Below are 22487 nucleotides of genomic sequence, written 5' to 3' on the forward strand. Positions count from 1 at the left end.
CTCAGTCTATGAAGCGGTATTCTTTGCTGATGGTGTCGGCGATCTGGCGGTTCTTGGCGATGAAGCCGATCAGGAACTGGTGCAGCCCGCGGTCGAATATCTGGTCGATCGATCGCTGGCTGAGATCCTGGTCCGCTTCGCGGATCAGGGCGTTCGCCTGTCCCTCGTGGCCATGCAGCAGGGCCAGCGCGGCGAGGTTTTCGCGCATCTGGTCGAAGCAGAAGGCCAGGCTGCGCGGGAAGCGCTCGTCGAGGATGACGAACTTGGTGATCGAACGCGCATCCATCCGCCCGGCATTGAGCCAGCGATAGGCGCGCTCCCCTGACAGGGATCGAAGCACGTGCTCCCACTGCCCCGTATCCAGCGCCGTACCTACGTAGGAAATCGACGGCAGCAGGACGTAGTATTTCATGTCGAGGATGCGCGCCGTGTTGTCGCCGCGTTCGATGAACGTGCCGAGGCGTGCGAAGCTGTAGACCTCGTCGCGGATCATCGAGCCGTGGGTCGCGCCGCGCGCCAGCGCGGATTCGCGCCGGATAGCGGCCAGCGCGGTGCCCAGATTGCTCTCGCGAACCTGCCGCGCGAGCAGGTCGCGCAGGCCCATCCAGCCTTCGTTGACCGCTTCCCACACCTCACCGGTGATTGCCGAGCGGCACAGCCTGGCGTTGGTCCGCGCCGTCTCGAACATCGCCATCACGCTCTCGGGATTGGCCTTGCCGCGCAGGACGAAGTCGCAGACGTGCGCGCCGCTGTAGTCCGGATAGACCGCTTCGTAGGCCTTGCGGAAGCCGAGCGTGGAGATGACCGACTTCCATTCCTCGCTCGCCGCGTCGCCGCCGCGGGTCATGGCGATGCGGTGGCCCGCTTCGAGCAGGCGCGCGGTGTTTTCCGCCCGCTCAAGGTAGCGGAACATCCAGAAGATGTTGTTGGCAGTCCGGCCTAGCATATGCGCCCGCCCGCCATCAGTCCGCCAGCACCCAGCTGTCCTTGGTCCCGCCCCCCTGGCTCGAATTGACCACCAGCGAACCCTTCTTAAGCGCGACGCGGGTTAGCCCGCCCGGGGTGATGTCTATGCCCTCGGGCGAGACCAGCACGAACGGACGCAGGTCGACGTGGCGCGGGGCGAGGCCGGCCTTGGTGAAGATCGGGCAGGTCGAGAGCGAAAGCGTTGGCTGGGCGATGTAGTTGTGCGGCTTGGCCTTGAGCTTCTGGCGGAAGGCGGCGATTTCCTTCTTGCTCGCAGTCGGCCCGATCAGCATGCCGTAGCCGCCCGACCCGTGGACTTCCTTGACCACCAGCTCGGGCAGGTTGTCGAGCACATGCTTGAGGCTGTCGGGGTCGGCACATCGCCAGGTCTCGACGTTTGGCAGGATCGGCGCTTCGCCGGTGTAGAACTGCACGATCTCGGGCATGAAGGCGTAGATTGCCTTGTCATCCGAAATGCCGGTGCCGGGCGCGTTGGCGATGGTGATGCCGCCGGCGCGATAGACGTCGAAGATGCCCGGGATGCCGAGCACGCTGTCGGGATTGAAGGTCAGCGGATCGAGGAAGTCGTCATCGACCCGGCGATAAAGCACGTCGATCGGCTGGAACCCGCTGGTCGTGCGCATCTGCACCCGTCCGTCGATGACCCTGAGATCGGTTCCTTCGACAAGTTCGGCGCCCATCTGGTCGGCTAGGAAGGCGTGCTCGAAGTAGGCCGAATTGTAGATGCCCGGGGTAAGCACGGCCACGGTCGGGTTCTCGCCCGCGCATTCCGGGGCGCAGGCCGCGAGGCTCTTGGCCAGCCGGCGCGGATAGTTCGATACCGGCCGCACCTGGATTTTCGAGAACAGTTCCGGGAACATCGCCATCATCGTCTCGCGGTTCTCCAGCATGTAGGAGACGCCGCTCGGCGTGCGGGCATTGTCCTCGAGCACGAGGAACTCGTCCGGCCCGGTGCGCACGAGGTCGATGCCGACAATGTGGGTGTAGACTCCGCCCGGCGGGGTGAAGCCGACCATCTGCGACAGCCAGGCTTCGTTGTTGCGGAACAGGCGCTCGGGCAGGCGGCCCGACCGGATAATTTCCTGCCGGTGATAGAGGTCGTGCATGAAGGCATTGAGCGCCCGCACACGCTGCTCGATTCCGCGGCTCAGGCGGCGCCATTCGCCGCCAGTGATGATCCGCGGCACCATGTCGAACGGGATCAGTCGTTCTTCGGCGTCGTTCTCGCCATAGACGTTGAAGGTGATGCCTGTGCGGCGGAAGAAGCTCTCGGCCTCGAACCCCTTGCGGCGCATCCAGCCCTTTTCCTGGGCCTGCAGCCAATCACAGTATTCTGCGTATGCCGGGCGGACGCTGCCGTCCTCAGCACGCATTTCGTCGAATTTGGCCCCGTCGGATCCGCTCATGATTCCCTTGCTGCAATGCAGCATGGCACTCTCTAGCCCCGCCGCCAAGACCTAACACACTACGGCCTCAGGCGTCGTCGAGTTCCCTCAGCACGGTGCGGATGCATTCGGGGGCGTTAGGAAAGCCTACGTGATTGCAGCGAATTGCGATTGCGCGGTCGCGTTCGCCGGGCTTTCCGCACGACGCGCGCGGGCTGACAATGCCGTCGCGTGGGCTCCACAGGGCGACCGTTTCGACCGGCGGCTTCACCGAAAGCTGGGCCTCGACCGGGGGCCGGTCGACGGCATGGCCGGTGATCAGGTGATAGATGCGCCAGGCGTTGTTGTCGTAGGGCGTGCCCGAGAACGGCGAGCCCATGGTGATGACCTTGGCGACCGCATCGGGATGCCGCTTGGCCAGTTCGCGGGCGATCACTCCGCCGAGGCTCCAGCCGACCAGCACCACCGGCTGGCCGTAGCGGTCGCGCACGCTAAGCACGCGCTCAGCCAGCGCCTCGAACATGTCGGGCGATACGCCCAGGTTGAAGCCCAGGCCCCAGCGCTTGACCTTGTGTCCGGCGCGTTCGAGCTGGCGCGCCATGTAGCGCATTCGGACCGGGTGCGTGCCGAAGCCCGGCAGCAGGATCACCACCCGCCTGTGCCGGGCAGGCGAGACTTCGAGCGGCGGCTGGAACGCCCGCCGCACCGGTTCGGCCAGTTCGGCGATCTCGCCGAACAGCCGCTTGAGCGCCGGGCTGCGGGCGTCTTCCGGGGCCTCGCGTCCAAGCAGTTCGACGCGGCGCTCTATCATGTCGCGCAGCGTCGGCCCGGACAGTTCCCCGGCGCGGCGCGCGCGGTCTTCGTTATAGTCGTCGAGTCTCATCGGCATGCGCTCAGCGGGCCGCCCTCATGCCTTGCAGTCGCCGATCCACCTGGTGTCGACGCCGGAACTGGCCCCGAGCGTGGCGAGGAGAAAGATACCCGGACTGGCTGTTCTGCGCATGGTGGGACTCCTTGCAGGGACGACCAAAGCCGCCGTTTATCACCGCCGCGCCCGGCCTGCCAGATTGTCGCTCAAGGGGTTGCGGCATCCTGCGGGCAGTCGCCGGTGCGCTCATTGGCGATGGCGATGGTCAGCCGCGCCTGCCCGCCAGGAATCCCGTCGCTGAGCTGGTCGATGTCGAGCCTGATCTGCGAACTGACCGGATCGGCGGTCCCGGTCATTTTCACCGTGGAGGTGCCGCCCGCCTTCATCGCGCAGTGCATTTGCGCATCGAGCGCCCGGCGCCGCGTGGTGAAGCGTTCGATCGTGCAATCGCCGTCCTGCATCGACTTGAGCATGTCGCGAAAGCCGCCCTCGGCCGGGGTGAGGCAGAACTCGCGCACCTGCGGATCGAGCCCGGCGAGCCGGTCGCGCACGATGCGCGCATCCTCGCCGTCGGCGTTGGGCAGGTCGTAGCCTTCGAATGTCGTGGTGCTGCGGTAAAGCCCCGGCAGCGGCGTGGCGAGCTTTTCGGCCTGGGCGAGGATCGCCTCGTCGTCGGGCTTCTTCCCTTCGCATCCGGCGAGGGCCGTCAGGGCAAGTACCGCGATCAGGCGCTGCATTCGCCCACCCGTCGTGCATCGGTGCGCCACTTCATGCGCGCGCCTTCGCCCGGCAGATTGGGAATCGACTGGATCGTTTCGAGCGTCATCGACGAGGTGCCGCCGGCGCTGGTGCCCGCGATCTTGACCGTGCCGCTGAGGCCGCCCTGGCCCTTGCAGTTCATCTCGCCCGTCATCCCGGCCTCGGTCATGTCGAGCGTGGTGATCGTGCAATCGCTCTCGGCCATCTTCTTGAGAATTTCCTCGCGCCCCTTCTGCGCCTGCTCGGCAGTGAGGCAGAAGGCGGTCGGTTTCTCCAGCTCATCGGCAAACGCGGATCGCAACGTCTTGACCTTCTCTTCAGGCAGGCCGGCGACCTCGAATTCGAGCAGTGTGGTGCGCGCTTCATACTGGCCCGCCTGGATCGCAGGAGCCGCGTCCGCCTGGCCGGCCGCAGGGCCGACTTCCACAGCCTCGTCGGCATCTTCACCGCTCGAGCAGGCAGCCAGGCCAAGCACGAGCGCGGTGGTCATCGAAAGCATGCGGCCCATGGATTTACTCCTGTTCCCCGGGTTCTTCGGCTCGGAACCTAACAAGCGCCACCTGCCCTGCCAACGCATTGCGCCGAACCTTCCACTGCACCATATCATGCGGCCATGGCGGAACTGGTGATCAGAAGGGGGCTGGAAGAGCCTGACACGTCGGCGGCGTTCAAGCCGCACAAGCCCGAACGGCCCGAGAAGTCGATGCCCGGGCGGCCTTTCGAGATCGTTTCGGACTACGAGCCGAGCGGCGACCAGCCGACCGCCATCGCCGAACTGGTCGGCGCGGCGCTGGACGGCGAACAGACACAGGTGCTGCTGGGCGTTACCGGCAGCGGCAAGACCTTCACCATGGCCAAGGTGATCGAGCAGTTGCAGCGCCCTGCCCTCGTCCTCGCGCCCAACAAGATCCTCGCCGCCCAGCTCTACGGCGAGTTCAAGAGCTTCTTCCCGAACAACGCGGTCGAGTATTTCGTCAGCTACTACGACTACTACCAGCCCGAGGCCTACGTGCCGCGCAGCGACACCTACATCGAGAAGGAAAGCTCGGTGAACGAGGCGATCGACCGGATGCGGCACTCGGCCACCCGCGCCCTGCTCGAACGCGACGACGTGATCATCGTCGCTTCGGTCTCGTGCCTCTACGGCATCGGCTCGGTCGAGACCTATTCGGCGATGATCTTCGACATCAAGAAGGGCTCGACCGCCGACCAGCGCGAGATCATCCGCAAGCTCGTCGCCCTGCAATACAAGCGCAACGACGCCGCCTTCCAGCGCGGTTGCTTCCGCGTGCGCGGCGACAACCTCGAGATCTTCCCGAGCCACTACGAGGACATGGCCTGGCGGATCAGCTTCTTCGGCGACGACATCGAGGAAATTTCCGAGTTCGACCCGCTGACCGGGACCAAGGGCGCGAGCCTCGACACCGTGCGGGTCTACGCCAACAGCCACTACGTCACCCCCGGCCCGACGATGAAGCAGGCGATGGAGGCGATAAAGTTCGAGTTGGCCGAGCGGCTCAAGGAACTGCACGCGGAAGGCCGCCTGCTCGAAGCCCAGCGGCTCGAACAACGCACCAACTTCGACCTCGAGATGATCGCCGCGACCGGCAGTTGCGCGGGGATCGAGAACTACAGCCGCTTCCTCACCGGCCGCCTGCCCGGCGAACCGCCGCCGACGCTGTTCGAGTACTTGCCGGAAAACGCCCTGCTGTTCGTCGACGAGAGCCACCAGACCGTGCCGCAGATCGGCGCGATGGCGCGCGGCGACCACCGCCGCAAGCTGACTCTGGCCGAATACGGCTTCCGCCTGCCGAGCTGCATCGACAACCGCCCCTTACGCTTCAACGAATGGGACGCGATGCGCCCGCAGACCTTTGCGGTCAGCGCCACGCCCGGCCCGTGGGAGATGGAGCAGACGGGCGGCGTCTTCGCCGAACAGGTCATCCGCCCGACCGGCCTGATCGACCCGCCGGTGGAGATCCGCCCGGTCGAGGACCAGGTGCAGGATTGCATCGAGGAGTGCCGCCAGACCGCCGCCCGCGGTTACCGCACGCTCGTCACCACGCTGACCAAGCGCATGGCCGAGGACCTGACCGAGTTCATGCACGAGGCGGGCCTGCGCGTGCGCTACATGCACTCCGACGTCGAGACGCTCGAACGCATCGAGCTGATCCGCGACCTGCGGCTCGGGGTCTATGACGTGCTCGTCGGCATCAACCTGCTGCGCGAAGGGCTCGACATTCCCGAGTGCGGGCTCGTTTGCATCCTCGATGCCGACAAGGAGGGCTTCCTGCGCTCCGAGACCAGCCTCATCCAGACCATCGGCCGCGCCGCGCGCAACGTCGAATCCAAGGTCATCCTCTACGCCGACCGGATCACCGGCAGCATGGAGCGCGCCATGGCCGAGACCGAAAGGCGGCGCGAGAAGCAGGAAGCCTACAACGCCGAGCACGGCATCACCCCCACGACGATCATCCGCGGCATCGCCGACATCGTCGCCCACACCGCCAGCCGCGACGGGGTGCTGGTCGATACCGGCGACGAGGAACGCAACAATCTCGTCGGCCACAACCTGCGCGCCTACATCGAAGACCTCGAAAAACGCATGCGCGCCGCCGCCGCCGACCTCGAATTCGAGGAAGCCGGCAGGCTGCGCGACGAGATCAGGCGGCTCGAGAACGAGGAACTCGGCCTCGAAGACAAGCGTGCGCCGATGGTGGGTCGCAGCAACGAGGGCAAGCCGGGCACGCGCAAGACGCGCTATGGCAAGACGCAGCGGAAGTGGGGGCGGTAAGAAGCTCGCCTCCACCCATCTCGTCATGCTGAACTTGTTTCAGCATCCATGTCGCCTCCCAGAACCGGCATCGCGGGCGGAAGAATGGATCCTGAACCAAGTTCAGAGTGACGCTGGTGTTGCCGGGGTGCCGCGAAGGAACGGGCCCAGCCAAGCGCTCCATCGGTGAAATCCAGCCACTTTTTGCCTGCAACCTGATTGCATTCACGAAGCGTCACAGCCAGATGGCCCCCATGCGATGCTCGCTCGTCCCAATCGTCCTGATCCTCGCTCTCGCCGCCTGCGACCGTCCGGAAGCGCCGGTGGGCGGGCAGCGCATTTCGCTCGACGATGCGCGTGGTACGGTCGAGGAGCCGCTGGCTTCGCCCGACACGAAGGACGCCAAGTGGACGGTGGCGAAGAACGGGCAGTCGATCGACTTCGGCATCGAGGGCGGCAAGCCGTTCATGAGCCTGTCGTGCAAGCTCAAGGATGCGCCGCCGACCATTCATATCATCCGCCATGTCACCACCCGGCCGGGCGAGAAGGCGCTGTTCCCGGTGATCGGTAACGGCATGATCTCGCGCTTCAAGGTCGACGCCACGCTGGCTGACGGCGAGTGGCGCTGGGAAGGCGCGGTCCCGGCGGAGGACGGCTCGCTTGAGGTCTTCACCGGGCGACGCGAACTCGAAGCGACCCTACCGGGCGCCGGTTCGCTGATGATCGAAGGCAGCGCGATCCCCGGTGAGTTCATCGACTGGTGCCGCAAGGGCGGAGCGGTGGCCAAGGCGGTCGAGAAGGAAGAAGACAAGGCGGTCGAGGAGATGAAGGCCGAATAGCCCCTCCCCGAGTTGAGAAAACACTTTCCTACAGGCAGTTAGGTGTGGCCTATGCTGGCGGATGACCACCACGCCGATTCGCGCTTTCACCGCCCAAACCGGGCTTGCAGGCCCAAGCCGGAGTTTTGCCCCAGGACACTGTCAACGGTGTCAACCGCGTGTGAACATCAGCCCGTATTGGCGAGGTCCACCAGTGTGTCAGGTGTCAACACCTGCGGCAATTGCTGCGCCTCGCCGCCCGCCGAGTACCACAGGTAGAGCGGCACCCCGGCCGCGCCGTTGGCGGTGAGGAAGCGGGTGATCGCCGGATCGCGCCGGGTCCAGTCGCCGACCATCGGGACCACCCCGGCCTTGTCGAACGCGGCCTTCGTCGCCTCGCGCTCGATCGCCACGCCCTCGTTGACCTTGCAGGTCAGGCACCAGTCGGCGGTGAACCAGACGAACACCGGCTTGCCCGATGCGCGTGCCTCGGCCAGCGCGGCTTCGCTGAAGGGCTTGGCGGCGATGACTTCGTCGACGGTGTCGGCGAGCGCAGTCTCTGAATACAGCCGCGGCAGGAGCAGGAACCCGAACCCTGTCGCGACGACTAGGCTGGCGACCACAGGAACCCAGGCCTTGTGCCCGCTGTGCTGCGACCGGCCCGTGAACCAGACACCCACCAACACAATGGCCGCCACAGCCGCCACGCCGATCGCGAACGTGTCGCCGCCCAAACGCCAGCACAGCCACAACAGCGCCAGCGCGGTCAGGCCCATCGGGACCGCCATGATCTTGCGGAAGGTGTCCATCCACTTGCCGGGCTTGGGCAGCAGGTGCCGCAGCGCCGGAACCCAGCCGAGCAGCAGGAACGGCAATGCCAGCCCGAGGCCGAGCGCGGCGAACAGGATGAGGCCCTGCCACCACGGCAACAGCAGTGCCGCGCCCATCGCCGCGGCCATGAAGGGGCCGGTGCATGGTGTGGCGACGAACGAGGCGAGGAGGCCGGTGGCGAAGGCGCTCGACTTGCCGCCGGTCTGGGTGAACGACAGCGAGGGCAGCTCGAACAGCCCGGCGAAGTTGGCGGTGATCGCGGTCGCCAGAACGAGCAGCGCGACGACCACGCCCGGCTCCTGCAACTGGAAGGCCCAGCCGACCTGCGAGCCCGCCGCGCGCAGCGCCAGCAACAGCCCGCCAAGCGCCAGCGTCGCGGCCATCACCCCGGCGGTGTACGCCAGTCCCTCGGACCGGGCATCGGCCTCGCTCTCACCAGCGCGGGCGAGGCTCATGGCCTTGAGGCTGAGCACCGGGAAGACGCAGGGCATGACGTTGAGGATCAGCCCGCCGAGCAATGCCAGGCCGATCAGCCACCACAGCGATCCGAATTGCCCGCTCGCGTCGCCGCCTGCGATGGGGGTGCCGCCGGTCGGGACCGGGCCGGTGACTGCAGCGAAGCGAATGCCCTGCCCGCCGTCGCCGAAGTCGAGGATGCCGGCGATGGTCGCGGGGTCCTCGGCGATGCCCTTGCGAGCGATTTCGGCGACCAGCGTATCGCCGTCGCGGCGGAACGACTGTGGTGCAGCGTAGTCGATCAACTGCGTCTCATCGAGGAAGACGTGCGGTGTGCCGAGCGCCAGCGATGCGGGCAGCGGGATGGCGATGCGCAGCTTGTCGGCCTTGAGCTCGAACTTCGCCTGCTGGTCGAGCATGGCTGGAATCGCCGCGCGCCAGCCGTCGAAGCGCGCGTCGCGGGCGCTGACGCCGGAGAGGTCGAGCGAAAGCTCCTTCTTCTCGGGCACGCAGATCTGGTCGGTGCAGACCAGCATGTCGGCGGTCAGGCCGAGCGGAGCGGCGTTGCCGACCGCGGCGCTCGCAGGGATCGTCAGCGGGATCAGCACCGCATAGTCGCTCTCGTAGACGTGGTTCATCAGCCCGCCGATGACGAGCTGCTGCGGCACCGGATACTCGGGCGTCCCGACCTGCCAGCCCTCGGGCAGGGTCCACTTGAGGTCCATGCCGTACCCGGCGTCGCCCGGATTGAGCCAGTAACCGTGCCACCCCTTCTCGGGCGTGAAGTGCAGCGCCAGCGTTACCGTCTCCCCCGCCTTCGCCGGTTGTTCGGCAAGCAATTCCGCCTTCATGTGGTTCGACTGCGCCAGCGCGGTCGGCGCGGCGAACAGGGCGACGAGGGCGAAAAGGAAGGGAAGGACCGCGCGCAGGCGGCGCGCGCGAAGCATTCGTCTTGCGTGCATGGTGCGGCGGGTTCTAGGGACCGGGTCGATGAGCGACAAGCGCGATCTCCTGATCCTCGGCGGCGGTCTCGTCGGCATGACGCTGGCGCTGGCGGCGGCGAAGAAGGGCCTGTCGAGCCAAGTCGTCGACCGCGCCGACCCGGCCGAGCTGACCGCGGAAGGCTTCGACGGGCGCGCCAGCGCGATCTCGACCGCGAGCTGGAACCTGTTCGGCAACATCGGCCTGCGCGCCCGGCTCGAACCCCACGGCTGCCCGATCGCCTCGATCGCGGTGACCGACGGCATGAAACCCGGGCGGATCGATTTCCAGCCCGAGCCGCACGAAGGCTCGCTCGGCCGGATGTTCGCCAACCGCGAGCTGCGGCTTGCCCTGTTCGAGGCGGCCAGCGCCGAACCGCTGATCGCCTGGCACGCCAGGGCCGACGTGGTCGAGCGCGAGCGTGGCGAACATGGCGTCTCAGCGACGCTCGCCGATGGCACGGTGCTGGAGGCGAACCTCATGGTCGGTGCCGAGGGGCGCCAGTCGCCGACGCGCGAGGACGCGGGCATCACCATGGCGCACTGGGATTACAGTCACCGCGCGATCATCGCCGGGCTGGTCCACGCCAGACCGCACGACAACGTGGCGTGGGAGATTTTCTACCCGGCCGGACCGTTCGCACTTCTGCCGCTGCTCGACGGACCGGGCGGCGAACACCGCAGCGCGCTGGTCTGGACCGTGGCCGAGAAGGACGCCGCTGGCGTAATGGCGCTGTCCGACCGCGCGTTCACCGCCGAAGTCGCAAAGCGCATGCACGGCATTTTCGGCGAGGTATCGGTGGAAGGCAAATGCTCCTCCTTCCCGCTATCGTTCCAGCACACGGCCAATATTGTCGAGCACCGCCTCGCGCTGGTCGGCGACGCGGCGCACGGCATTCACCCGATTGCCGGACAGGGCCTGAACCTCGGGCTGCGGGATGTCGGGGCGCTGGTCGAAGTGCTGGCGGACGGCATGCGCCTCGGGCTCGAACCGGGCGATGCCCAGTTGCTGGCGCGCTACGAGAAATGGCGCGAGCTCGACAGCTTCACTGTCTCGCTGGCCACCGACGGACTGACCTGGCTGTTCGGCGTTCCCGGCAAGTTGCCGAGCGCGATCCGGCGGCTCGGCATGGGCGTGGTACAGCGCACGCCGCCGCTCAAGCGCTGGTTTATGGACGAAGCTCGCGGGATGAGCGGCGAGCTGCCGGAGCTGCTGAAGGGTTAACCCGCCTTGTCGCTGGCCGGGCTGAGTTGTTCGACCGCGTTGCCCGTACCGTCGCGCAGGCCCGTCGATTCGAGGATTGCGGTCGTCTCGAGCAGTTCGAGCGCCCGCTGCGCCTTGGCATAGCGTTCCGCGTCCTCGATCCACCCGGCGGCGAGATCGGCGTTGGGAAGGTTGCGCACCTCGCTGACAGCCGCCTCGGTGCGGGCGCTTTCGAGGAACAGCCGGGCTCGTTCGAGCCGCTTCTCCGGCTGCGGCGACGGGGTGTCCTCATGGCGCACCACGAACAGGCCCGAAAGTTCGCGGCCGATCCACGAGAAGGCGTCGTCGTCAACCTTGTCATTGGTCAGGTTGGGAGCGAGACCGTCGAGCCGGGCGATGAGCCGGTCGAGCGTGACCGGGTCACGCGAGGCGGCAATGACCGTAGCGACGGCGTTGGGCCGCGCATCGCCGAACCGCAGCTTGAGCTGGTCTTCGAGGTAACCGAGCGGCACACCGCGCTCGATCGACCGCCGCGCGGCGAAAACGACCAGCAGGCCCTCGGCGCGCGCGGCATTACCGGCCGCGGCCTGCGCCTGCAGGTCGAGCTTCGAGAGCCGCTGCTCCATCGCCGCGACGCGCGAGTCGAGCCCTCCCTGCTGTTCGGCCACCTGTTCGACCTTGGCGACGGCGTCGGCGGCATCCTTGGCGGTCGCCTGCTGGGCATCGCCGCTGGCCGTGGCATTGGGGGCCGGTGGGGGAGCGGGAGGAGAAGCCAGCTCCGTCGGCTCCTCGCGCACCACGCGAACGAGATCGCCGGAACCGAATCCCTGCCACCACAGCACCGCGACGACCGCAACGCCGAGCAGGAACGCCCCGCCCGCCATCCACACTGCTGGCTTCAGCGAGCCAGTGGACTGCGGCCGGGTAAAATTACGATACGATTCGTCCATCGCTATCCTTGGCGGCCCCGAGGGCGCCATGTGTCGTCTGTCTCACCCCGGGAACGGTTCATGGCACAGGTCCCGCGCCAAGGCCAGCAAAGCGGGGTCGCTGGGCTCACTGGCCGAGGAGACCGACGCCCAACCCGGCCCTGCCGCCGCAGCGATTCGCCCGCCGAGCGCGGCCAGCCGGATCGAGGAGCGGGCAATCGCGAGGCGGTCGACTTCCGCCGCGAAATGCTTCGCCGTCCCTGCCGAGTGCAGCAGCACGACGGGCTTCTCGCCGAGCAGTTCGGCGAGCGCGGGCGCAACGGGCAGCGTTTCAGCGCGATAGACGACGGCCGTGACCGGCACGATCCCATCCGGCGGGTCGAGAGGCATATGATCCTCTCCTGCAAGGCGCAGAAGGCGCAGCGAATGCCCGGCCAGTTCGTCCAGTACGGCATGCAAGCCACCCGAGCCAGTCAGGGCAACGCGAAAACCGCGTTCGGCAGCCGCTGAGGCGGTGCTTTCGCCCACAGCATACACCGGCAAATCCACAAGGTTATCCACAAGCGGTCCACAACAGCGGAACGCGTTGGCGCTGCCGGCGAGAATGCCGTCGAAGGGGCCTTCGGGCATGTCCCACGCGACGGGAACGATTTGCGAAAGTGGGTGGCCTTCAGCGGCCAGCCCTTGGGCACGTGCTGCCTCAACCGTCGCGCTGCAACCCGGCTCGGGGCGAAGGACGACGACTGGCGTCACTCCGGCCCCGCGAACACCGCCTGTATCGACGGTGCTGCCCGGGCGAGGAGGTCCGCGGCAAGGCGGGCCGGGCCATCTTCGCCCGCTGAGAAGTGGATCGCGGCGCGTACGGTTTCGCGGCCATCGGGGCTGAACAGCGCTGCGGTCATCGCCAACCACTCTCCCTCGACATGGCACAGCACCGCCACCGGACTGTGGCACGATCCGCCGAGCGCCGCGAGCAGCGCTCGCTCGGCTTCGATTTCCGTCCGGCTCGCGGCGTGATCGATGCCCGCCAAAAGGTCGCGGACACGCGCATCGTCGATGCGGCATTCGATGCCGATGGCCGCCTGCGCCGGGGCGGGCAGCCATTCGTCGAGAGCAAGCAGTTTGCCGGTGCCACTCTGCCCGAGGCGTTCGAGCCCCGCCGCGGCAAGGAAGGTCGCGTCAACCTCCCCGGCTTCCAGCTTGGATATCCGCGTCGCGACGTTGCCGCGCAGCGAGACCACCTTGCAGTCGGGCCGCGCGTGGAGGAGCTGCGCGGCTCGACGCGGCGCGCTGGTGCCCACCGTCGCACCATCCGGCAGCGCGGCAATGCTTTCCGCGCCGAGCAGGACGTCGCGTTTGTCCGCACGCGGCAGGACCGCGCCGATCACCAGCTCGGCAGGGCGCAGCGTCTCTACGTCCTTCATCGAGTGTACCGCTGCGTCGATTCGGCCCTCGACGAGCCAGGCATCGAGCTCGCGGGTCCACAGCGCCTTGCCGCCGATCTCCGCCAGCGGGCGGTCCTGCACCTTGTCTCCGCTGGCCACGACGGGAACCAGCTCGACCTCGGATTTTGCCCACCCATGCGCGGCACAGAGCCGGGCGCGCGTCTCCTCAGCCTGCACCATGGCAAGCGGTGAACGACGTGTGCCAAGACGGATTTGCGGGGAACTGGTCATCGGGTCCGCTTGCCCTAATCCCCATTCCGTTGCAGGGAAAGCCGCCATGGCGGTCGTGCTTGGCATCGAAAGCAGTTGCGATGAAACTGCAGCCGCGTTGGTCGACGGCGAACGGCGCATCCTTGCGCAGCGCATCGCCAGCCAGGAAGCCGCGCACGCGCCCTACGGCGGGGTCGTTCCCGAGATCGCCGCCCGCGCCCATGCCGAGCGACTCGCGCCGCTGATCGAGGCCACGCTGGCCGATGCCGGAATGTCGCTAGCCGACTGCGACGCGATTGCCGCGACCGCCGGTCCGGGGCTGATCGGCGGGGTCATCGTCGGCCTCGTCACCGCGAAGGCGTTGGCGATGGCCAGCGAAAAGCCGCTCATCGCCATCAACCACCTCGAAGGCCATGCGCTGAGCCCCCGGCTTGCCGACCCCGCCCTCGAATTTCCCTACGCCCTGTTACTCGTCTCGGGCGGGCACTGTCAGATTCTCCGCGTCGAGGGTGTCGGGCAATACCAGCGCCTCGCAACCACGATCGACGATGCGTTGGGCGAGGCGTTCGACAAGACCGCCAAGATCCTCGGGCTCGGCTATCCCGGCGGCCCCGCCGTCGAGGCGCTGGCCCGGCAGGGCGATCCGCAGGCGGTTCCGCTGCCCCGCCCGCTCAAGGGAAGCCGCGATCCTCACTTCTCCTTTGCCGGACTCAAGAGCGCCGTGCTACGCGCCCACGAGAGCGGCGAATATGCCGACGCCGATATCGCCGCGAGTTTCCAACAGGCAGCAATCGAGTGCATCGCCGACCGCTTGAACCGGGCGCTCGGGAAAATGGATGAGGTGACGGCGCTGGTCGTCGCTGGGGGCGTCGCCGCCAACCGGCCGATACGCGACGCGCTAAAAAGCATTGCCGCGAAGCACGGCCTGCAATTCGTGGCCCCGCCTCAGGCATTGTGCACCGACAACGCAGCGATGATCGCCTGGGCAGGCATCGAACGGCTCGGCCAGTCGGACCCGCTCGACACCCTCGCCCGACCGCGCTGGCCGCTCGACCCCGATGCCGAACCGGCTCGCGGGGCAGGAGTGAAGGCGTGACGGTCGGGGTCCTCGGAGCGGGCGCGTGGGGCACTGCGCTGGCACAGATGCTGGCGAGCGACGGCCGCCACGTGCTGCTGTGGGCGCGCGAGCCCGAGCTGGTCGAGGAAATCAACGCCCTGCACACAAATTCGCTGTTCCTGCCCTCTGCCGTGTTGGCCTCGACCATAGTGGCCACTGGAAACGCGGCGCAGATGGTGTCCTGCGACGTGCTGCTGGTAGTGACCCCTGCACAGCATCTCGGTACGGTCATCGGCGGCATGCCGTCGCATCCGCGCGATCTCGTTCTCTGCTCCAAGGGAATCGAGGCCGGCACCGGACGTCTGATGAACGATGTCGCCAAGCACGCCGCTCCGAACAGCAATATCGCCATCCTCTCGGGCCCGACCTTCGCTCACGAAGTCGCCGCTGGGTTGCCGACTGCGGTGACGCTCGCGTGCGCGGGAGGGCACGAGCAGTGGGCCCGGCTGAGCCCGGTCATCGCCCGACCAAGCTTCCGCCCCTATTACTCGGATGACGTAGTCGGCGCGGAAATCGGCGGGGCAGTCAAGAACGTACTCGCCATCGCCTGCGGCGTGGTCGAGGGCCTCGGCCTTGGCCAGAACGCGCGAGCCGCACTGATCGCGCGCGGCTATGCCGAAATGCTGCGCTTCGGCGAGGCGCTCGGGGCCGAGCGCGATACGCTCGCCGGACTGTGTGGGCTCGGCGATCTCGTGCTGACATGCTCGTCGACATCGAGCCGCAACTTCTCGCTCGGCAAGGCGCTCGGCGAAGGGCAGTCGCCGGACGTGTTGATGGCTGACCGGCGCACGGTTGCCGAAGGGGCGTTCACCGCGCCGGTGCTGGTCGAACTGGCCGAACGCCACGCTGTGGCCATGCCGATCACCGCGGCAGTTGGACGCCTGCTCGAGGGTGCCCCGGCGCGCGATGTCGTCTCGGACCTGCTTGCCCGCCCGCTCACCTCGGAAGGGGCCGCGGCTTGAACGAGAATGGAACCGCGACCCCGGCACCTTCGGCCGAGGAGAGCAGCGACATAGCCGCGCTGGCGAAAGGCGGGCAGCAAAACGTCCTTGGCTTCCTGATGCGGCTGGCCGCTCGACTGCCGTTCCTGTTCATCGCCGGCCGCCTCTATGGCGCCGACGCGCTTGGCCGCTTCGCTTCTGCGTTAGTGGTGGTCGAGCTGGTCGCGCTGATCTGCTCGATCGGTGAGAAGCGCGGCCTTGCACAGCGGCTGTCGGAGGGCGACGAGGACCAGGCCCACCTCGTCTATGACGGAATGCTGGTGGCACTGCTGCTGGCCTCGCTGGCCGGCCTCGTCCTTTACCTGGTTCCGGCGCCGCTGTTCCCGAGCGGCGAATTCAAGACGCTCGACAGGCTGATCGTCATCGCCATTCCCGGTTACGCGCTGACCGAGATCGTGCTCGCCGCACAGGCCTATCGCTACGACATCGCCACGACCGTGCGCGCGCGCGCACTGGTCGAGCCGTGGACCATCTCGATCCTCGCCGGCGTGCTGTGGCTCTTCGCACCGCTGCGCGAGGCGGGACTGTCGCTCGCTTATCTCGCTTCGATCTACGCCGGGCTATTGACGGCGCTCTGGACCTTCCTGCGCAGTTACGGCCTGCCACAAGGCTGGGTGCCGAGCCCGAACCGGATGATGCGGATGACATGGCGGGCGCTGCCGCTGGCGATGGCCGACGCCATCGAATGGGGCACGCGGCGGGTCGACATCTTCATCCTCGGCCTGTTCGCCGCGCCCTCGGCGGTCGGCGTCTATTATGTGGCGCAGCAGGTGGCGAGCCTGCCGCAGAAGCTCAAGACCAGCTTCGAGCCGATCCTCGGCCCGGTCATAACCCGCGCACTCAAGGACAAGGATTATGCCGCGATCGCCCGGCAGGTCTGCCAGGTCGGCTTTTGGATCACTGCGGCGCAGGCCGGAATCGCGCTGGCGCTTGGCATCCCGGGCGAGGCGATCATGGGACTGGTCGGACCGAACTTCGTCGGCGGCACCGGGGCGCTGGCCTTCCTGCTCGCCGCCGAAGTCGTCGCGGCGACCGCCGTCGTGTCGGAAGCGGCGCTGATCTACGTTGCGCGGTTCAAGAACCTGCTCGTCAGCATCGCGACCATCGGGCTGCAGGCGCTGCTAACCGTCGGCGCCATGCTCGCGGTGGACGCCTACGGGCTTTCCGACTTGTGGCGTGCTGCCGGGGCGGCGCTGTCGCTCATGCTGGCGCTGGGCGTTTCGTCGGTCGTCAAAGCCACCATGTTGTCGCGAATTCTCCAGCAAACGGTCAACAACTGGCGCTGGGCACTGGTCTGGGCGGTGGCGGCAGCCATCGCCGTCGGCGAACTGGCAATCCGGCTGCCCGAATGGGCGGAGCTGATCTTCGGGATCCCGGCGATCCTCGGCGTTTACGGTTGGATCATCTGGAAGCGCGGGTTCGGGCCTGAAGACCGGGTGCTGTTCAAGCGCCAGAAAAAGGACAGGGCCACTCCCTCGACGGCGGCACCTCCGGCGGGCTAGGCTCGCCATGTGCCTAGCTTCGAACACCCCCGCATTGCCGTGCTGATCGGCGCGCTCGCCGTGTTCTTCCTCGCCATCATAGCCGCTCGAACCACCGGCCCGGGCATCGTTTCCAGACTGGAAGCGGCGACCGATGCGGCAATCGCCAGGAATGGCGGAAGGCCCGTCGAAGCCACCTTCGTCGCTCCCGACGGGTCGCTGAGCCGCAACCCGCTGTTGAGCGGCGGCGAAGGTCTAAACGAGGCAGTACGCGACAAGGTGGCCAAGGCCGTCTCTGCGGTCCCCGGAGTCGGCGGGGTGCGCTGGGCCGACGGCACCGCGCTTGCCGAATCGTCGGCCGTTGTGCCGACCCAACTGCATTGCCAGGACGACGTCGAGGCCTTGCTCAATGCGCGAACCATCCGCTTCGAGGAAAGCTCGACGCGAATCGACGCCGCCAGCCGGGAACTGGTCGACGAAGTCGCCACCGCGCTGCGCCCGTGCCTCGGCAGCATTATCGCGATCACCGGGCACACCGACTCCTCGGGACCTGAACCGGGCAACATTACTCTGTCGCGCGAGCGCGCCGAAGCCGTTCGCGATGCCCTGATCTCGCGCGGCATCCCGGCGGACGGCCTGCGAGTGCGCGGGATGGGCTCGCGCAACCCGGTCGAAGGACTTGCCCCGACCGACCCGGCCAACCGCCGGATCGAGTTTTCGGTCATTGCGACGGTGCCGATCAAACCGACCCCGGTCGACACGCCCGGACCGAGGTAGGCCTTGCGCCGGACTTGTCAGGGCATAGAAGGCAGCGCACGATTGGAGGCCTCATAGTGCCGATCTGGCTCGAACTGCTGGTCCTTATGATGATCGCCTACGCGGTCGGGCTCGGGCTGGGCTGGCTGATTTGGGGCCACGACGCGCGAACATCGGGACATGGCGACAATGGTTGAACTGCTGAGCGAAAACGTACTCTTCATCATCATCGCGCTAGTGATCGGGGTGGTCGTGGCGTGGTGGATTTTTTCCGCCAGCCGAAAGACGACAATCGAGCGCGAGGCTGCTCCCGGCGATGGACTCGCCACCGGCGCGAAGCGCAACCAGGCGCTGATCGACGCCGCCCCCGCCGCGTCTCCGACCATAGATATCCCGCCGCCGACCCCCGAGGGGCTGGCCGGCATCGGCACCGTCGTCGCCGCCGAAGCGGAGCCGGTTCACATGGCCCCACCGCCTCCTCTAGCGGGTGACGATCTGAAGAAAATCAAGGGACTGGGGCCCAAGGTTGAGAAGCTTCTGCACGAGATGGGAGTGACCTCGTTCGCGCAGATCGCCGCGTGGGACGATGCCGAGGTTGCGCGGATCGACGCCGCGCTCGGAGCTTTTGCCGGTCGTATCGTGCGCGACGACTGGCGCACCCAGGCACGCTTGCTCGCTGCCGGCGATAGTGCCGGGTACGAGGACAAGTTCGGCAAGCTCTAGCAAAGAGACCGGGTCCCTGCGGGGGAGGCCGGGAACCGAATGGGCGCAAGGCCATTGGATACGCGCCACGTTCATTCAGGGAGAATGTTAGAAACAGGGTATTGCAGTATGACGAATTGCGATCGACCGACTGTCCTTGTGGTGGAGGACGAATTCATCGTTGCTCTCGACGTTAGCGAGACGGTGCGCGATCTCGGCTTTGCCGTTGACGGGCCCTATGCGCGAACCGCGCATGCTCTGGCCGCGGTCGACAAGGCTCTCCCATCCCTCGCCATCCTCGACGTGAACACAGCCGACGGCGAAGTGTATCCGCTCGCCGACAGGCTGAGCGGCGCCGGCATTCCGATTATCTTCCATTCCGGTCATATCTCGGCCGAGGAGATCGCCGAGCGCTATCCCGCGGCCGGTGCCTGCATCAAGCCTTGCCCGCCGGGAAATCTCGTGACGATGATCGACACCGTCAGGAGCAAGGCGCACGCGGCCTGAAGACCAGCTTTCGAGCACGATTGGCATTGCATCCCGGGATCGCTAGGGGCGGTTTCAAAGGAGACTACCTGCAATGGCCGACATGGTGCCCTTCGATTGGGCCGATCCGTTCAACCTCGATGACCAGCTGTCCGAAGAGGAGCGCATGGTGCGCGACGCCGCGAAAGGATTTGCGCAAGGAACTCTGCAGCCGCGGGTGATCGCGGCATTCGCAGACGAAATCGACGCGCCGGAGCTGTTCCCGCTCATGGGCGAGGCCGGCCTGCTTGGCGTCACCATTCCAGAGGAATTCGGCGGCGCCGGGGCGAGCTATGTCGCATACGGGCTCGTCGCGCGCGAGATTGAGCGAGTCGATTCCGGTTACCGCTCGATGGCCTCGGTGCAGTCGAGCCTCGTGATGTACCCGATCCACGCCTACGGCTCGGACGAGCAGCGAGCAAAGTACCTGCCCGGCCTCGCCAGCGGCAAGCTGATCGGCTGCTTCGGCCTTACCGAACCCGATGCCGGTTCCGACCCCGCCGGGATGCGCACCGTTGCGAAGCAAGACGGCGACGGATACCGCCTGTCGGGCTCAAAGACCTGGATAAGCAATAGTCCCTTCGCCGACGTTTTCGTCGTCTGGGCCAAGTCCGAAGCCCACGGCGGCAAGGTACGCGGGTTCGTGCTCGAAAAGGGCATGGCCGGGCTCTCCGCGCCCAAAATCGAGGGCAAGCTGTCTCTGCGCGCGTCGACCACCGGCATGATCATGATGGACGACGTAAAGCTCGGCGCCGATGCCCTGTTGCCCAATGTCGAGGGCATCAAGGGCCCCTTCGGCTGCCTCAACCGCGCACGCTACGGCATTAGCTGGGGCAGCATGGGCGCGGCCGAGTTCTGCTATGCCGCCGCCCGCCAGTACGGGCTCGACCGCAAGCAGTTCGGGAAGCCGCTCGCCGCCACCCAGCTGTTCCAGAAGAAGCTCGCCGACATGGCGACCGAGATCTCGCTCGGCCTTCAGGCGAGCTTGCGTGTCGGTCGGCTGATGGACGAGCACCGCTTTGCTCCCGAAATGATCAGCGTGGTCAAGCGCAACAATGTCGGCAAGGCGCTCGAGATCGCCCGCGCCGCGCGCGACATGCACGGCGGCAACGGCATCTCCGAGGAATACCAGGTCATCCGTCACATGCTGAACCTCGAGACAGTCAACACCTACGAGGGCACGCACGACGTCCATGCGCTGATCCTCGGGCGCGGGATTACGGGCATCCCCGCATTCTGACCTTGCTCACAACATCAGTGCAGACTTGACCCGACTCCCCGGGATATGACACTGTGTTGCCTTGGTAATACAGTGGGAGGCGAATGGTGTTCCGCCGTACAGAGCGCGGTGCAAGTGAGGGGCCGACGCTGGCCGGTGTGGCCGATGCCTGGGCCAATGCCTTTCACCAGAGCCAGACGGTGCCTGCACTCGCCTGCGCGGTCGCGACCACCGGCGGCCTCCAGTGGTCCACCGCCCTCGGCACCGCCGATCTCGAACTCGGCATTCTCGCCCAGCCCGAGCACAGCTTCCGCATCGGTTCGGTCAGCAAAGCCATAACCGCGGTCGCCGCCGCGAGGCTCGTTTCGCAGGGCCTGCTCGAACTCGAAACGCCGATTTCCTACTGGCTGCCCGACCTGCCACCGCATCACCGCGAGACGACATTGCTGCAACTGCTGACGCACCGCGGCGGCGTGCGGCATTACCTCCCGAAAGATCTCGATCCGAACCAGCCCGGCGGCTCGATATTCGCTCGACCGCGCTGGGACAACGCCGCCATCCTTGCCGCCTTCATCGACGACGACCTCGTCGGCCCGATCGGCAAGGATGTCAGCTATTCGTCGTGGGGTTACACCCTCGCCTCGCTCGTCATGGAAAAGGCTGCAAACCAGCCGTTCACCGACCTCATCGAAAGCGAAGTCGGCATGCGTTTTGCCCTGCCTTCGCTCAAGCCAGATCGTCCCGACCTGGTCGTGCCGGGAAGGATGCGCGGTTATGTCGGCGCGCAGGAACGTCGCATGTTGCAGGCGCAGTTCCCGGATGCCGGCTTTGCCGACATCGAGGGCGACTGGGCCAATGCCCCGGCGGTCAACCCGGCTTTCTGCTGGGCCGGGGCCGGACTGCTGATGAACATGCCGGACCTTGCGCGTTTCGGCGCTGCGCTGATCGACGGGCCTGACAGTCGCATCACACCGGCCGAGCGGGAGTTGCTGTTCACCCCGCTGACCGAAAAGTGCGACAACAGCCCGCCGCTCGGCCTTGGCTGGCGGGTCGATGAGGATGGCGCCGGCCGCCTGCGCTGGCATCATGCCGGGGCTACACAGGGCGGGCGTGCCTCGCTCGTTGTCTACCCCGGGCTGGCGCTGTCGATCGCGATGGCGGGCAATTGCATGATCAGCCCCGGTGACGTGCTCGGACCGAGCGCCGAGTTGACCGACATTTTCGCCGTATAAGACGCTTCGCCCAGGCCCCGTACTCGCGCCGTTCATCCACGTAATGTATGGGCGGCGGCGTGCTGCCGGACCGGATCGCCTCCATCCTCCAAACCGACCGCGGGCGTCGCATTGCCGGCGTCACCGTAACGCTTGCACTCGAAGCAGTGCTGCTGCTGGCACTGCTGACGCTGGGCTCCGGAATCACCAAGAAGACCGTTCCCTTCGCCGATATCGTCTCGTTCGACGCCAGGGACTACAGCCAGCCGTCACCCGATCCCGAGCCCAAGCCGCGCCCGGCGACGCAGCCGCGCATCGAGCCGCAACGGATCGTACCGCCGGCACCGCAGCCGAGCCCTCCGCCCGCCGCGGTGATCCCAGTTGCGCCGACCCCGGCGCCGATCGTCCAGCCACAACAGCCGGTTAGCCCGCGCCCGATCACCGCCCCTCCGCCGGGTGCCAAGGTCTACGGCCCAGCCGCCCCGAGCCGGCAGGCTGATTCGCAGCGCGTCGGCACTGCACCGAACGGCCAGCCGCTCTATGCGGCGAGCTGGTATCGCCGTCCGACCGACAAGGAGCTGCTCGGCTACCTCTCGACCGCGACGGCTGGATACGCGGTCATCTCGTGCCGCACGGTGCCCGATTTCAGGGTCGAGGACTGCGTGCTCGAAACAGAATCGCCCAAGGGCTCAGGCATGGGTCGCGCGGTGCTCTCGGCAGCATGGCAATTCCGCGTCCGGCCGCCGATGATAGGCGGTCAGTATCAGGTCGGCGACTGGGTGCGGATCATGATCTCCTACGACATCCGCGAAAACCGCTTCAAATACTGA

The 22487-nt window shown here is 66.9% G+C and carries 21 protein-coding genes; 12 read left to right on the forward strand and 9 right to left on the reverse strand.

The window, feature by feature from the left end:
* Nucleotide 1: 1 nt before the first annotated feature.
* The 5 genes from GRI89_RS07665 to GRI89_RS07685 form a co-directional block, all read right to left on the reverse strand.
* Nucleotides 2-946 carry an alpha-E domain-containing protein gene (locus GRI89_RS07665; protein ID WP_159793763.1) on the reverse strand — a complete coding sequence of 315 codons (945 nt, stop codon included), beginning with the start codon at nucleotides 944-946 and terminating at the stop codon, nucleotides 2-4.
* A gap of 16 nt (nucleotides 947-962) precedes the next feature.
* Nucleotides 963-2393, reverse strand: coding sequence for a circularly permuted type 2 ATP-grasp protein (locus GRI89_RS07670; RefSeq protein WP_159793765.1), 1431 nt, complete (start codon nucleotides 2391-2393; stop codon nucleotides 963-965).
* A gap of 67 nt (nucleotides 2394-2460) precedes the next feature.
* On the reverse strand, nucleotides 2461-3255 hold the full coding sequence (locus GRI89_RS07675; RefSeq protein WP_159793767.1) for an esterase/lipase family protein: 795 nt from the start codon (nucleotides 3253-3255) through the stop codon (nucleotides 2461-2463).
* Nucleotides 3256-3446: 191 nt separating this feature from the next.
* Entirely contained in the window at nucleotides 3447-3977 is a 531-nt protein-coding gene (locus tag GRI89_RS07680) for a DUF3617 domain-containing protein (RefSeq protein ID WP_159793769.1), read from the reverse strand.
* Nucleotides 3965-4507 carry a DUF3617 domain-containing protein gene (locus tag GRI89_RS07685; protein ID WP_159793771.1) on the reverse strand — a complete coding sequence of 181 codons (543 nt, stop codon included), beginning with the start codon at nucleotides 4505-4507 and terminating at the stop codon, nucleotides 3965-3967. Before GRI89_RS07685 ends, GRI89_RS07680 begins: the two co-directional genes overlap by 13 nt.
* Before the next feature lie 105 nt (nucleotides 4508-4612).
* Here GRI89_RS07685 and uvrB point away from each other — a divergent pair, with 105 nt between their 5' ends.
* Both uvrB and GRI89_RS07695 read left to right on the forward strand, forming a co-directional pair.
* On the forward strand, nucleotides 4613-6793 hold the full coding sequence (gene uvrB, locus GRI89_RS07690) for an excinuclease ABC subunit UvrB (RefSeq protein ID WP_159793773.1): 2181 nt from the start codon (nucleotides 4613-4615) through the stop codon (nucleotides 6791-6793).
* A gap of 233 nt (nucleotides 6794-7026) precedes the next feature.
* Nucleotides 7027-7611 carry a hypothetical protein gene (locus tag GRI89_RS07695; protein WP_159793775.1) on the forward strand — a complete coding sequence of 195 codons (585 nt, stop codon included), beginning with the start codon at nucleotides 7027-7029 and terminating at the stop codon, nucleotides 7609-7611.
* 167 nt (nucleotides 7612-7778) lie between these two features.
* Here the strand turns inward: GRI89_RS07695 and GRI89_RS07700 are convergent, their stop codons facing one another.
* Nucleotides 7779-9824, reverse strand: a complete 2046-nt coding sequence (locus tag GRI89_RS07700) for a protein-disulfide reductase DsbD family protein (RefSeq protein WP_159793883.1) — start codon at nucleotides 9822-9824, stop codon at nucleotides 7779-7781.
* A 43-nt stretch (nucleotides 9825-9867) separates the two neighbouring features.
* Here GRI89_RS07700 and GRI89_RS07705 point away from each other — a divergent pair, with 43 nt between their 5' ends.
* Nucleotides 9868-11082, forward strand: a complete 1215-nt coding sequence (locus GRI89_RS07705; RefSeq protein ID WP_159793777.1) for an FAD-dependent monooxygenase — start codon at nucleotides 9868-9870, stop codon at nucleotides 11080-11082.
* Here GRI89_RS07705 and GRI89_RS07710 read toward each other — a convergent pair.
* From GRI89_RS07710 to hemC, 3 genes are read right to left on the reverse strand one after another with little or no spacing between them, the layout of a single operon-like run.
* The gene (locus GRI89_RS07710) at nucleotides 11079-12011 is read right to left on the reverse strand and encodes a hypothetical protein (RefSeq protein WP_159793779.1); all 933 of its coding nucleotides are present in this window, start codon (nucleotides 12009-12011) and stop codon (nucleotides 11079-11081) included. The two genes, GRI89_RS07705 and GRI89_RS07710, sit on opposite strands and share 4 nt — an antisense overlap.
* A 42-nt stretch (nucleotides 12012-12053) precedes the next feature.
* Nucleotides 12054-12743, reverse strand: a complete 690-nt coding sequence (locus GRI89_RS07715; RefSeq protein ID WP_328598140.1) for a uroporphyrinogen-III synthase — start codon at nucleotides 12741-12743, stop codon at nucleotides 12054-12056.
* Nucleotides 12740-13666 (reverse strand): hydroxymethylbilane synthase, encoded by a 927-nt coding sequence (gene hemC / locus GRI89_RS07720; protein WP_159793781.1) that lies wholly within the window; start codon nucleotides 13664-13666, stop codon nucleotides 12740-12742. The genes GRI89_RS07715 and hemC overlap by 4 nt, the downstream gene beginning before the upstream one ends.
* 46 nt (nucleotides 13667-13712) lie before the next feature.
* On the opposite strand from hemC, the gene tsaD reads away from it, so the two are divergent.
* From tsaD to GRI89_RS07765, 9 genes are all read left to right on the forward strand, one after another.
* Nucleotides 13713-14741 carry a tRNA (adenosine(37)-N6)-threonylcarbamoyltransferase complex transferase subunit TsaD gene (tsaD, locus tag GRI89_RS07725; RefSeq protein ID WP_159793783.1) on the forward strand — a complete coding sequence of 343 codons (1029 nt, stop codon included), beginning with the start codon at nucleotides 13713-13715 and terminating at the stop codon, nucleotides 14739-14741.
* Nucleotides 14738-15724, forward strand: a complete 987-nt coding sequence (locus GRI89_RS07730; protein ID WP_328598141.1) for an NAD(P)H-dependent glycerol-3-phosphate dehydrogenase — start codon at nucleotides 14738-14740, stop codon at nucleotides 15722-15724. The genes tsaD and GRI89_RS07730 overlap by 4 nt, the downstream gene beginning before the upstream one ends.
* 98 nt (nucleotides 15725-15822) lie before the next feature.
* Complete coding sequence (locus GRI89_RS07735) at nucleotides 15823-17265, forward strand: lipopolysaccharide biosynthesis protein (protein ID WP_201290887.1); 1443 nt, start codon at nucleotides 15823-15825, stop codon at nucleotides 17263-17265.
* 9 nt (nucleotides 17266-17274) lie between these two features.
* The gene (locus GRI89_RS07740; RefSeq protein WP_328598142.1) at nucleotides 17275-18021 is read left to right on the forward strand and encodes an OmpA family protein; all 747 of its coding nucleotides are present in this window, start codon (nucleotides 17275-17277) and stop codon (nucleotides 18019-18021) included.
* A 159-nt stretch (nucleotides 18022-18180) separates the two neighbouring features.
* Nucleotides 18181-18723, forward strand: coding sequence for a hypothetical protein (locus GRI89_RS07745; protein WP_328598143.1), 543 nt, complete (start codon nucleotides 18181-18183; stop codon nucleotides 18721-18723).
* A 141-nt stretch (nucleotides 18724-18864) separates the two neighbouring features.
* Nucleotides 18865-19209 carry a response regulator gene (locus GRI89_RS07750; protein WP_328598144.1) on the forward strand — a complete coding sequence of 115 codons (345 nt, stop codon included), beginning with the start codon at nucleotides 18865-18867 and terminating at the stop codon, nucleotides 19207-19209.
* A gap of 73 nt (nucleotides 19210-19282) precedes the next feature.
* Nucleotides 19283-20467, forward strand: coding sequence for an acyl-CoA dehydrogenase (locus GRI89_RS07755; RefSeq protein ID WP_201290881.1), 1185 nt, complete (start codon nucleotides 19283-19285; stop codon nucleotides 20465-20467).
* An 86-nt stretch (nucleotides 20468-20553) separates the two neighbouring features.
* Complete coding sequence (locus GRI89_RS07760; protein WP_159793789.1) at nucleotides 20554-21678, forward strand: serine hydrolase domain-containing protein; 1125 nt, start codon at nucleotides 20554-20556, stop codon at nucleotides 21676-21678.
* 47 nt (nucleotides 21679-21725) lie between these two features.
* Nucleotides 21726-22487, forward strand: a complete 762-nt coding sequence (locus tag GRI89_RS07765) for a hypothetical protein (RefSeq protein WP_159793791.1) — start codon at nucleotides 21726-21728, stop codon at nucleotides 22485-22487.

The organism is Croceibacterium salegens (genome assembly GCF_009827435.1).
GTDB classification, from domain to species: Bacteria; Pseudomonadota; Alphaproteobacteria; order Sphingomonadales; family Sphingomonadaceae; genus Croceibacterium_B; species Croceibacterium_B salegens.